Below are 13,402 nucleotides of genomic sequence, written 5' to 3'. Positions count from 1 at the left end.
CCCGACGACGAACGCTCCGTCGACCGTGTGTCGGATGCCGACAATGCTGCGCATCGACCTGTCCGACACGCGGGCCTGGGCAGCGTCTGAGTACGCACCGAGGCCGGGCAGGTTGTTACGCCGGTTGTCACCGCCGCTGAAACTGAACTCCAGTTGGGCTCGGGCGTCGACGACGGGATCACCCGTCACCCGGTCGGCCGGTAGCGGCCTGGCCTGGGCCGACCAGTCGATGCGCCCGGCTGCGGAGGCAGCGGCCTGCTCGATGTCCCACGCCCCGGACGGTCCCGCCCCGTAGACCAGTACCCGGTCGCCCGGCTGGTAGGTGTCGGCCAGGTTCTGTCCGCCGAAGTCGACCGGCGGCGCGGCCGGGCGGGGATCGGTGAACGAGCCGTCCCGGGCATGGCCGAGACGGGCCGCAACCTCCTCGGGCAGTGCCCGTACGTCCACCGGGTCGCCCGCCGGGTCGTGCACCTGCCCGGTCAGGATGTTCACCGCGTGGCCGCTGGACGGGTCGATCACCAACGGATCGGTCAGTTGACCGCTGAGATCGGTGAGCAGCGGAAGGTCCAAGACACCCGTACCGCCGAGGACGGCTCGTACGTGCGGGGGGAGGCTTTCCAGACCGATGACCGCACCGGCGGGGTCGCGGAACACCGGCGTGGTCCCGGAGCGGCTCACGCGGTAACCGGTGGCGGGGTCGACGTAGTCGCCGGCGGTACCGGTCGGCGCGGTGGGCACCCGGGAAGGGCCGGGGCCGGTTGCGATGTCCAGTGCCGCCGTGAAGACCTCCCGGCCGCCGATGGTCACCCGGAAGTTCGCACCGTCGGGCCATCCGGTGGCGTCAGCTGGGCGCGGCGTGACCGAGGTGGCCAGTCCCTGGTAGGTGGGCATGCCGTTGAGCGCACGGGCCGCGCCCACCGCGTCGGCGAACACATCGGACGGAGTGAACCCGGTCCCCTCCTCGGCCAGGTCGGACGGTTGGAACGGCAGCCCGGGAAGTTCCAGCTCGGAGGGGACCTGCCCCATCAGCAGCGTCTGCCGCTCCGCCCACGGGTCGTGCCCCTGGGAGACGCAGAGCACCGCTGGGAGGCCGGCCCCCGAGTCGGCGGGAGCGCCAAGCGTGACGAAGTCAGCGGTGGCGGCCCAACCCCCACCGATCACCAACCGGCCGAAGACGTGGTCGGGTGCCGCATCCAGCGCGGAGTCCACCCGGGCGGTCAACGCGAGGTCGGCCTCGTTGCGTAGGGCGGTCGCCTGCTGCGCCCAGGCTCGGGCCTCAGCACGGACCGCCGATTGAGCGGCGCGCAGCTGCGCGAGGAGTTGCTGCCCGTCGCTCTGGGCGAGCCCGAGCAGGTTCTCGACCTCCGGGGCGAGGGTGCCGAGATGGTTCCGGATCAGATCCAGGCGCGCCTGGGCCGCTTTCGGGCCGACCATCGGCACGTTGGCAGCGTGTCCGTGAACGGGCGCGGCAGGCTCCTGCTCCAGCAGCCCGGAGGAGACGAGCAGACTCAGCGCCTCGGCTCGTAGTTGACCGGCTCGGCCCGGCTCGGACGTGGCGGCGCTTTCCGCGAGTACGACCCGCAGTTCGGCGAGGCGGCCCATGTCTCGGGCGGTGAGAGGCCGGGAACCGTTGCCCGCCGTTCGAGCGCCCTCGGCGAGCGCCGTGGTGGCGTCGACGCGCAGCCCCGCGGCCCGATCCTGAGCGACGGTGTCCACCTCGGCAAGGGCCGCGGCCACGGCACGGTGGACGTGGTCCGGATGCGCCCCGGTCGACACCCGCACCACCGCGCCGTCGGGGTGGTACTGCACGGTGGCAACGGGGACGAGCGGCACGTTCGCCGCCGGATCGGTCAGCTCGATGCGTACCCGGTACGGGCCGTCAAGCGTGTCCAGGGTTACGGTGCCGGTGGCCGGGTCGACGCGGGCACGGTCGGGCAGTGCCCCGCCGTCCACCGCGGCCTGGATGGCCTCCCCGGTCCGGGCCGGATCGGCGTCGAGCAGCGCACCACCGAAGGTCGTACCGGCGGCGGCCCGGCGGAGATCGGGCCCCTCAGCGTCGATCGCGGAGTCGATGCCCGGCCCCGGAGGGCCACCGGGGCCGGTAGGTCCGGTGCTCCCGGTCGGGTCGTCCGACGGCATCGAGCCGTCGGTCCGGGTCAGACTGTCGGCTCCGCCTCGGGCCACACCTGGCGACCCTTGATCCTGCCCTCCCGTCGCGCCTGCGCGTACTCCTCCATCACCCGACGCGGCGGCAGGCTGGTGTGTGCTGTGACCACTCCCGAGCGGTCGATGATGTAGCTGCCCTGGCCCACGTGCATCCCCGAGGCCCGCTCCTGCTCCGAGAGTCTCTCCCGGGCCAGCCAGCCGAACTCGAACTCCCGTAGCAGGATCGGATTCCCAGTCCGCAGCAGTCGGCTGATCAGCGTCAGCGCCTCGTCCTCGGTCAACTCGCCCCTCTCCGTCAGGCACCATCATCGCCCAGAGCGCGTGGGTTTCCCGCACATCGGCGGCGGGCATCTCCGCCGACGTCGTCCCGGTCTGCGGATCCCACCACACCGGCGCGTCGGCGCCCGCCGGAAAGACGATCACGAAGGCGTGCGAGCTGTCGACCTCAGGTCGGCCAGCCTCGTCGAGGACCACGTTCCCGGCCGCGTCGAGCAACAGCCAGTCGGCCACCACCAGCGCCGACGCCCCGGGGCCGGCGTCCGCCACCTGCCGGTAGAGGTCCGCGTACTGGGCGGTGACCGCATCCGTACGGGCGGACAGGTCCATCGGCAGGTTGCCGGAACCACCGATCCATTCGCCGCCGATCCACGCCTCGGCGCGCTCCAGTCCGCCCCGCTCGCCGGTGACGCGATCGATCGAGCCGTCGACGAAGCGATCCGCCCAGCGCGGTACGGACACCTGCGGCTCGCCGTGGAAGCTGGCCAGCGCCGCCAGCGACGAGTCGAGGCAGTTGTTGCCGCGACCGGGCTGTTCTGGTCCACCGTCATTCACCAGCAGCCCGTACGGATGGGTCGACGGATCCGCGAAGACCGCGTACCCCTGCCCGGTGGCGAGGCTCGCCGCGAGATCGTCCTGGAAACGTGGATCTTCGAGCGGAGCCAGTTCACCCGGCCCGAACCGTCGGCTCTCCGGCAACGACAGGCCACGAGGGGCGGTGCTCGCGCCGTCCGTCGATACGCTGCCGTCATGGCCATGACCGCCGACCTCTACGCCACCATCCTCGCCGACCCCGACGACCTCGACCTGCGGCGACGCTACGCCGACGCCATCGAGACCACCGACCCCGAGCACGCCGAGCTGATCCGCCTCGACCTCGACGGCGGGAGTACCCCCCGACGTCTGCTGCTCGGGCGCAGGATCGGACCGCGACTCGCCCGCCCCGTCGAGCGGCTGGTCGACGACTGGCGGCTGCGGCGCGGATTCGTCGAGTCGGTGACCATGCGTGCCGACGCCTTCCTCGACCACGGAACCGAGGTCTGGCGAAGCGTTCCCGTTCGGCACCTGGTGCTTACCGATGTCTCCGGACGCATCGCCGACATCGCCGCGTCGCCCCTGCTGGGACAACTGGTCGGGCTGGACCTGGGCGGAAACCCCATCGGCGACACCGGCGTGCGGCACCTCGCTGGATCGGGCTGCCTGGGCCGGCTGCGCTGGCTCGGTCTGTCCCGTTGCGATGTCGGTGCCGACGGGGCCGAGGCGTTGGCCGCCAGCCGCAACCTCCCCCGCCTGCGCTACGTCCAGTTCGACCGCAACCGGGTCGAGATCCTGCCGTACGGCGTCGGTCAGGACATCGACGGCAGACCGATCGACGTCGAGGTGCCCGCCCTCGGGCAGCGACTTCTCGACCGGTTCGGACCGCTGCCCTGGCTCGACGTCCGCTGGGCCTGGGAGGGCCCCCCGAGGTACCACGACGTCTAGGTTGTCCGGCCCGGACGGGGCACCGGGTACGGCCTGGCTGTCACCCGGTGCGCTCGGCGGTGCGGGTCGATTGGCCTCGGCGATGCGCTGGGCATGGAACCGGATGCTGGGCTGGATGCCGCGGGAGTCGTCGGGCAACGCGTTGGCCTGGGCGGTCAGGAGGGCACGGACGTCCGACGGGTTGGACGTCTCGGCGACCACACCCGGAGCGACGCTCGCCGCACCCAGGACGCGGAGCCGCCCTGAGGCATCACGAAGGCCCAGCACGTCGGTTTCGGCGTCCGGCACTGCCACAGGTCCGTCCAGCGGCTCCAGCCCGAGCCCGGATACCAGGTTGGCGACACCCCCCGGGAAGTCGGCCGCCTGGCCGATCGAGAGCACCACCCGGTCGTACGCCTGGCGGCTGCCGTCGGTGAACTCCACCAGGAAGCCGCCGTCGACGGTGTGCCGGAGGCTGACGATCTCCCGGAGCGACAGGTCGACCTGGCTCCGCACCGTGTCGGCGTAGGCACCGACGTCGGGCAGCGTGTTCCGCCGGTTGTAGCCGCCGCCGAAGCTGTGCCGCAGACGCGCCTCGGCGTCCTGGTCCGGGTCACCGGTGAGCTGGCCGGGCGGCGGGTCCACGGCGCGGGCCGACCAGTCGACGCTCGCGGCGGGCGACGCCACTGCCTGCTCGATGTCCCACGCGCCGGAGGCGCCCGCGCCGAAGACGAGCACCCGGTCACCGGGACGGTACGCGTCGGCGAGGTTCTGCCCACCGAAGTCGACAGGTGGCGCGGCCGGCCGAGGATCAGTGAAGGACCCGTCCGGAGCGAAGCCCAGCCGAGCCGCGACCTCGGTGGGCACGGCACCGGTGTGCACCGGCGAGCCGCCGGAGTCGACAACCTGGCCGGTGGTGACGTCCACCGCGTACCCGGACATCGGGTCGACCACCAGCGGATCGGTGGGCCGCCCGGTCAGGTCGGCGAGCAGCGGCAGATCACCCCGGCTGGTGCCCGGGCCGCCGAGGACCGCTCGTACCTGCGGCGGCAGGCTCTCCGGTGCGATCTGGTTGCCGTCCGGGTCCTGGAACAGCGGCGTGCCGCCGGAGCGGTCGACGCGGTACCCGGTGTCCGGGTCGACGTATGCGCCGGTGGCGTTCGTCGGGACGCTGGGTACCCGGGACGGTCCCGGCCCGCTGGCGATGTCGACGGAGGTGGTGTAGATGTCCCGGCCGTTGACGGTCACCCGGAAGTTGGCGCCGTCGGGCCAGCCCGTGGCGTCGGCCGGTCGAGGGGTGATCGAGGTGGCGGTGCCCTGGTAGGTCGGCATGCCGGAGAGCGCGCGCGCCGCGCCCACCGCGTCGGCGAAGACGTCCGACGGGGTGAACTGGGTGCCCTCCTCGGCCAGGTCGGCCGGCTGGAACGGTAGACCGGGAAGTTCCAGCTCGGAGGGGACCTGCCCCATCAGCAGCGCCTGGCGCTCCGCCCACGGGTCGTGTCCCTGGGACACGCAGAGCACCGACGGCAGGCCGTGGCCGGCGTCCGCCGCGGCACCCAGGGTGACGAAGTCGGCGGTCGCGGCCCAACCGCCACCGATGACGAGCCGGTCGAAGACGTGGTCGGGCGTCACGCCCAGGGTGGCGTCCACCCTGGCGGTCAACGCCAGATCGGCCGCGTCGCGCAGGGCGGTGGCCTGCTGCGCCCAGGCCCGCGCCTCGGCACGGATCGCCGACTGGGCCGCCCGGATGTCGGTTACGAGCTGTTGACCACCACCGTGCGCGAGCCCGATCAGGGCCTCCACCTCGGTGGCGAGCGGACCGAGGAGATGGTGGATCAGGTCGAGGCGGGCCTGGGCCGCTTCCGGCCCGACCACCGGTGTGTTGCCACCGAGCCCGTGCACGACGTGCGCCGGTTCCTGTTCGAGGAGACCGGAGGCGACGAGCAGACTCAGTGCCTCGGCACGGAGTTGACCGGCGGTGCCCGGATCGGCGGCGGTGGCGCTGTCGGCGAGCACCACCCGCAGCTCGGCGAGGTGGCCGAGGTCGCGTGCGGTCAGCACGCGGGTGCCGTCGCCCTCCGGCCGGGCGCCCTCGGCGAGTGCGGTGGTCGCGTCGAACCGCAGCCCCTCGGCCCGTTGCTGGGCGATCGCGTCCACTTCGGCGAGAGCCGCCGCCACCGCCCGCCGGACGTGGTCCGGGTGGGCGCTCGTGGACACCTGCACGACGGCCCCGTCGGCGGTGTAGCGGATGGCGGCCACTGGTGCGACCGCCGCGTCCGCCGCAGCCGGGGTCGGCTCGACGCGTACCGGATAGGGACCGTCGAGGGTGGCCAGGGCGACTGTGGCGGTGGCGGGGTCGGCGCTCGCCCCGTCGGGTAGTGGCCCGGTGGTCAGGGCCGCCTCGACGGCGATCGTGGTACGCGCGGGGTCGGCGTCGAGCAGCGCACCACCGAAGGTCGTACCGGCTGCCGCCTGCCGCAGGTCGGGGCCGTCCGGGTCGGCTGCGGGCCCGGGGTCGCCCGGCGGCGGGTCGACGGACGATGGCCCGACCTCCCCGGCCGGTTCGGCCGGCGGCGTCAGGCCGTCGGTTCCTCCGTCGGCCAGACCTGCCGACCCGTCATCCGGCCCTCCCGGCGGGCCTGCGTGTACTCCGCGATCAGCAGCGGTACCGGCAGACTCATCTGAACTGTGATCACTCCCGTCCGGTCGATGATGTAGCTCCCGTGGCCCAGTTGCCTGCCCTCCGCCCGTTCTTGTGGGGACAGCTGTTCCTTCGCCAGCCAGCCGAACTCGAACGGGTGCAGCTCGATCTCGTTCGCCGTGCCGAGCAGGCGCCTGATCAGCGTCTGCGCCTCGTCCTCTGTCATCGGTAACCCTTTCCGCCATGGTCTCCATCGACCACAGCGCATACGTCTGTGCCAGGTACGCGGCCGGGGGCTGCGGCCACGTCGTCCCTCGTTGCGGATCCCACCAGACCGGCCCGTCGGCACCCTCCGGATACACCAGGACGAAGGCGTGCGAGTCCTGGACCTGCACGTGCCCCCGGTCGAGGACGAGATCGCCGCTGAGGGGATCCGTCCGGACCCATTCGGCCACGACGAGGGCCGCCGAACCCGGACCGGCCGCCGCGACACGCTGATGAAGCTGCGCGTACTGCTCGGCGACGGCCGCGGCGTGCTCGGCCGGAGTCGTCGGCAGCCCCTCCGATCCGCCGGACCACTCGACGCCGAGCCACTCCTCGGCCCGGTCGAGCCCACTCGCCTCGCCGGTCACCGTCTCGATCGAACCGTCCGGCCGGATGTCCAGCCAGCGGGGGAAGGACACCCGGGGGTCTCCGAAGAAGCTCGACAGCGCCGAGAGCGCGGAGTCCATACAGTTGTTGGCGCGACCCGGCTGACCCGGGCCGCCGTCGTTGACGAGCTGACCGTACGGGTGGGTGGACGGATCGGCGAACAAGAGATAGCCGCCCGGCGTACGCAGGCTCTGCTCGACCTCCCACTGGTAGCCGGGATCCTCCAACGGTGCCAGCTCACCCGGCCCGAGGCGCCGGGTCTGCGCCAGACCATGGTCGGTGTCGAGCGGTACCGACGGGATTCCGGCCGTGACCGGCGAACCCGGGCCGGCCTGGTCCGACTCGCCTGGCTGAGCCGGAGCACCTGTGCCGTCCGCGGTCAGATCGCCGAGCGGCAGATCTGCGTCAGCTCGTCCTCCGTCGGCAACGGCACCGTCGCGAAGTGCGCCACCTGGCGCTCGGCCGTCGCCCGGTCGACCTGCTGGATCTCGTGGCGTTCCGGATTCGCCCACAGGATCGCCGCCGCCACGTCCGGGCGGAACGTCCACGCCCGCTTCGGTCGGTCCCAGATCACCGCCTGGGTCGGCCCGGCGCTGTCCGCCTCCGCGATCAGGTTGACCGGCGGGCCGTCCGGATCCTCCGGTCTGCGCAGGAGGAAGTAACCGAACGTCAGCGCTGCCATGCGCGCCCCCCATCAGGTCAGGGTCCAGACCCGGCAGGTCGGACAGGGCCACTCCGCGCGCGTCCACCTCGGCGTTGATGCCGTGCGGATCGGTCAGGATCTGACCGGCCTCGGTCCGCGCCTCGGCCAGGGCGTCGAGCATGGTGGCCCGGTCGGTGTCCGGCAGCCCGTCCAGGAAGCGACTGTCAGGTGTGGCGTCGGAGTCGTTCAGTCCGTCGGATCCGGGGCCGGCCAGACCTGCCGGCCGGTGATCCGACCCTCCCGGCGGGCCGCCGCGTACCGTCTCATGATCAACAGCGGCGGCAGGCTGGGATGCACGGTCACCACCCCCGTCTGGTCGATGATGAAGACCCCCTGGCCCAGCTGCCGGCCCTGCGCCCGCTGCTGCGGGGAGAGCGTCTCCTGGGCCGCCCAGCCGAACTCGAACGGGAACACCGCCACCGGGTTGTCCGTCCCCAGCAACCTGGTCATCAGTTGCCGGGCTTCCTCCCTGCTCATCGGCATGGGCGGGCTGCACCTCCACTGCCCCGTCCGGCTGGTTCGGGTCGACGTTGCCGGGGCGGCCGGCCGGGATGGAGTTCTGGTCCCGCCCACCCGCCGGCAGATCCGCAGTCGAGTCCGGTGGCACCGGTGCCGGTGTCTTGGCTTCGGGCCTGGCCGGGCCGACCGGATCACCTTCGGCGTCCAGCACGATCGACCAGACGCCGTCCACCTCACCGGCGTAGAGCGGGGCGATGTCGGAGACCACACCACGCTGCCCGTCAACCCAGATGATCGTGCCGTTGTGGTTCACGGCGTTCCAGGTGTGGGCGCGGCCATCAGGGCCCGGCCACTGGCCGATGATGAGGGCAGCGGCCCCGGGACCAGCCGCGCGGAGAGCGTCAGCGACCGCATCCAACCCGCGAGCGCCACTGCCGTGGTGTCCGAAGGTGGAGCCCAGTGCCTGCTCCTGCCGGGTGGTGCTGCCCCGTTCCACCTCGGCTGACGGGACTGTCGGCGCCGCTACCTCGGGACGTCCGTACCAGGCCGACAGGACGGACAGCCCAACATCGGCGCAGTTCGTTGCGCGTCCTGGAACGGTCGGCCCGCCATCGTTTAGCAGGTCGGCCCACGAACCGAGCCGTGGATCCGGGTGCACGGCAGGTCGTCCCGTCGCCGGATCCCGAATAACGGCCGCGTCGAGCGCATCCTGATCGGCTTGGTCCGGCGGCAGCAGACCCTCCGGCTGCCCGTACGGCCGGCCGTCGCTCAGTGGCAGCCCATTGCCCACCACCCCGGGTACCGGCGGTTGGTAGACGGTGACGTCTCGCTCGGGGTCGGTGATCGGCTCGACATTGAACTCCGGCAGGAAGTGCGCACACGAGCGGCACGGCGGCCGATAGTGCCCGAGCTCGTATGTGACGCCACCGGACCGAGCGGTGGCGATCTGATGTGTCACGATCTTCGCGCCTCGGAGAGCGTCCAGGGCATATTGTTCGAAGTTCCCCGGCTCCCCAGCGTTCCGCCATTGCTGTTCCAGTAGGTAGAGCTGGTCGGAAATCAGGGCAACCTCGGCGCACTTGCCATGTCCACCGCCCTTCGCCGTACGCAGCGCCGTTGCTGCACGATCAAGCGCCGCCTGTGCGAGCGGATGTACTGCGGGTTGGGTGGCCGGGTTGGTGCTCTTGTCGGCGGTCATGCTGGTGTGCGTGGTGATGCTGCCGTCGGGCATCAGCAGTGCGCCGGCCATGCCGGGCTGCTTGCCCTTGGATATCGTTCCGGCCTTCACCTCCCGCCGGACGGTCTCGGCCAGCGTCCGGGACGCCTCGATCAGGGCCTGCTCCGCTTCGGGACCGTTGGGGTCGCCGTCCACCGACGTCGGCTCCAGCTGCCAGCTGTGGGTGCCGCGTCCGGTCGGTCCCTGCGACCGCCTGAGGGTCTGCGGGTCGACCGGACCGGTCGCCGTCTCGGTGCCGGGGTTCGTCGGCCCGCTCTGGACGGTGCCGCTGCTGGTGGGCACCGGGATCACGACCGGCCCGTCGGTGCGCTGCTGGGCCGGATCGGTGGGCTCGGAGTTCGGGTCCGTTTCCGTGTCGGCGGTCGGAGCCGCGTCCAGAGACGGCGTCGCCGGCTCGACACCCGCCGTGTGTGCCGGCACCGTCGGGCCGAGCTGGTCGGCCGGCACGGGTGTCGGCGCGTCCGGCCTCGACTGTCCCGGTTGGGTCGGAGTGGCCTGTTGGGCCGGCGTGCCCGGCTGTTGGGTGGGCCCGACCTGTTGCGTGGATGCGGTGGGCTGCGTGGGGTTCGTCGTGGTCGGGCCCGTTGCGGGCGCGAGGGAGATCGAGCCGGCCGTGTTCGCCGCTGTCGGGTTGACGGTCGGTCCGACCGGCGCACCCCGGCCGGGGGTCGGTTGCGTGGCGGTGTTTCCGGAGGGCTGCTGGGTGCCTGCGGTCTGGGTACCGCTCGTGGTCGGCGTCGAGCTGTTGGGGGTGTTCGCCACCTGCGGGCCGGCTGCGGCAGGTGCACCAGTGGGGGACGCCGGGGTCGTTACGGCGGTCGGGCCCGTTGGCGTGACCGTGGCAGGAGGTGTCCCGACCGTTGGAGCGGCGGGTGCCGTCACCGGGGATGCGGTCGCCGTACCCGGTAGCACGGTGGCCGGCATGTCCCCGGCGACGGAGGAGCCTGCTGTGTCGACGTCGGTGACGTCGGACACCGGGCTGCCGGTCATCGTCCGGCCGGACCCGGTCGAGCCGTCGCCGGTCGGGGCGGCGGTCACCTCCGGCGGCGGGGCAGTGACCAGCCCACCGTCGGTCTGAACCGTCGCCTCGCTCGTCGTCCGGTCGCTGACGGCGGTGTCGGTGTTCGTATCGGTGCTGGTCCGGTCCGTGCCGGGTGATTCGGTGACCGGCGTGCTCCGGCCATCCGGTGCGCCGCCCTGGTCGTTGGCGGTGGTACCGCCGTCACTGACGGCCGGAGTGCCGTCCGGCGCCGTGGCCGTCACATCGGCGGGGGCGGCCACCGGGTTGCCGGTGTTGCCGCCGACGTGCGACGGGTCGGCGGTCGTGGCCGTGTCTCCGGTCGCCGGCCCGCCATCCGCCGCCGGTGCGGCTGAGCCATCGGTCGTCGGTGCCACCGAACCGTCCGTGGAGGGGGGTGCGAGACTGATCGAGCCCGCTCCGCTCTCGGGGACCGTACCGGTGCCGTTCTGGACCGTGCCGCCGCCCGTGTCGGTCGTCCCGGCGCCGGAGCTACCGCCCGCTCCGCTGGAGCTGCCAGCACCATCCGAACCGGATCCGCCGACGCCCGCCGCGGAGCCGCCGCCGGAGGCAGCCGAGCCGCCGTCCGCGGCCGAGCCCGTGCCACCACCGGTCGCACCGGCACCCGACGTGGCACCTCCCCCGGTCGCACCGGCACCCGACGTGGCGCCTGCCCCGGTCGACCCGGCCCCGGCGCCGTTGGCACCGCCGCCGAGGTCGCCGAGGCCGTTCGCCCCTCCGACGCCGAGGCCGGGGTCGGTCCCGCCGGCAGGCCCGACATTCGGCGCGACGTCGACCCCCAGCCTGCCGAGGAGTGCGTTCGTGCCCCGCGCCATCAGGTTGCCGGTGGCGCCACCAGCGAGGGTCGCGCCGGTGCGGCCGGCACCACTGGTGAAGCCGCCCAGGAAGGCGTCCGCTCCCGGCATCGCCCACTGTCCGTTGACCGTGCCGTTGGCGAGCACGCTGGCCGCCGGCGAGATGACGGCGTTCTGGGCGCCGGAGGTGAGGCTCGTGCTGCCCCACCGCACCAGGCCGCTGCCGCGGAAGGAGAGCTGCGACGGGCTGAACGAGAACGGCATGCGGGGCGCCGCTCGCCGACCGGCCCAGTTCATGCCGGTGCCGAGCACCGCGCCGTACGCGCCACCCACGCCGGCGGTGAGGGTCCGGTTGCCATCCCACTCTCGCCGGGTACCGGTGTGCATCTGGTACGCCTGGGCGCCGACGTCGATGATCAGCTCCTCGCCGATCTCCTCCACCAACTCACGACCGAGGCGATTGAGGCCCCGCCGTAGGCCTTGGCTGGTAGCCATCTGGCCGAGCCGGGTGCCGGCCAGCCGCAGCGCGGCCCGCATCCCCGCCCGGGTCAGCAGTTGCCGACCCATCTGGGCGATCAACCGGCGGAAGGCGATAGTCACCGCCTGCCGGCCACCGGCGAGGATGCCCGGGATGGCACCCGCGGACACCCCGCCCAGCCAGGCCATCAGGAGCGCGACGAATACCGCGATGACGGTGATGATGACCGCGATCAGCACGGTCAGCTTCGCGTACTCGATCTCCAGAGCGGCCTGGTCGCAGCCGGCGGCGTACGCGGCGGAGATCTCCTGGATCAGCGGCAGGCCGGTGTTCGGGTCCACACCGATCTGGTTCCACAAGCCGCCGAACGCCTCGCCGGCACCACCGCCCCAGCTCTGCAGGATCTTCATGACCGCCGGATCGGCCTGGCCGAGCGTCTCGCTGACCGTGTCGGCCAGCGCCTGCCACGCGTCGGCCAACTCCCGCATGCGGTCCTCGTCGCCGCTGGGCCAGGCCTCGCCGGCGCTCACCCAGGCAATGGCGTCCCAGACCCACGCGTACTCGCCCAGCGAGTTCCTGGGATTGGGTATCGCCACCCGGAAAGCCCCTCTGTCCGATGTCGACCCGTAGCGGGTGAGCTGCTACTTGTCGTCGCCGCCGAACAGCGTCTTGACCATGTCGTCGGTGTCGACCGTGCCCTCGACCGCGCCCTTGACGGTGGGCCCGAGCACCTCGACCAGCGGCACCAGATCCGCGGCGAGGTCGAGGACCCGCTGCGCCGGCTGATCGTCGCCACCGAGGTAGGTCTTGTTGAACTCGGTGCCCGGCTCGTCGTCACCCCACGGACGGTCGCCGTTGAGCGTCGTGATGGTCGCGGCGAGGTTCTGCCAGGTCATGGCGAGCCGGGCACCGGCCGCGCCGAGTTCGTTGGCACCCTCCAGGGCAGCGTCGGGCTTGACGAAGGTCTCGCGTAGCTCGCTCATCGCCGTTCCTCCCCGGGCAGTTCGCTGTCGAGCTGACGGAAGATGCCGTCGAGATCGTGATCGATGTACGCCTGAAATTGGCTGTCCGGTACGAACGGTCGAACCAGCTTCTCGACCTCGGCCATGGCCTGCTCGGTCGCCCGCCGGATCGTCTCGGTGACCGTGGCGGAGAGCTCCTTCGAGTTGGGCCGGCGGTAGATCCGCGGATCGAACTCGACCTTCGTCACCTGGCCACGGGGACCGACCGTGACGGTGACCAGGCCGTCTTCGGAGGTGACGGTGGCCTTCACCGTCTTGAGCTGTTGCTGGAGATCGCCGACACCCGAGCGCATCCGCTCGAACTGCGCCATCAGCTCGTCGGCCCGAGCGCGCAGCGCCTGTACGTCCATGGCGTTCCTCCCCGCGCAGGTCCCATCCGCCATCCAGACCGGGGCGTGACAACTCGACCATACTGAATGGGCACGACATCGGTGTGCCCGGTTCGGCTGCCGCCCGCCGCTAGGATGCTGCGGGA

The 13,402-nt window shown here is 72.3% G+C and carries 2 protein-coding genes and 1 pseudogene; all 3 read right to left on the bottom strand.

The annotated features are described in order from the left end of the window. Positions 1–2,544 precede the first annotated feature (2,544 nt). A pseudogene (locus tag O7605_RS32185) lies at positions 2,545–12,501 on the bottom strand (toxin glutamine deamidase domain-containing protein); the annotation flags it as partial. 45 nt (positions 12,502–12,546) lie between these two features. After that, positions 12,547–12,888 (bottom strand): hypothetical protein, encoded by a 342-nt coding sequence (locus O7605_RS21465; RefSeq protein ID WP_269740824.1) that lies wholly within the window; start codon positions 12,886–12,888, stop codon positions 12,547–12,549. Then, positions 12,885–13,277: a YbaB/EbfC family nucleoid-associated protein gene (locus O7605_RS21460; protein ID WP_099852692.1), complete on the bottom strand. Its 393-nt coding sequence runs from the start codon at positions 13,275–13,277 to the stop codon at positions 12,885–12,887. Before O7605_RS21460 ends, O7605_RS21465 begins: the two co-directional genes overlap by 4 nt. Between the last annotated feature and the right edge of the window lie 125 nt (positions 13,278–13,402).

Source organism: Verrucosispora sp. WMMA2121 (assembly GCF_027460185.1).
In the GTDB taxonomy this organism is placed as follows: Bacteria; Actinomycetota; Actinomycetes; order Mycobacteriales; family Micromonosporaceae; genus Micromonospora; species Micromonospora palythoicola.
Note: the sequence above shows the minus strand (reverse complement) of the source record. Positions and strands in the feature narration are given on the sequence as shown.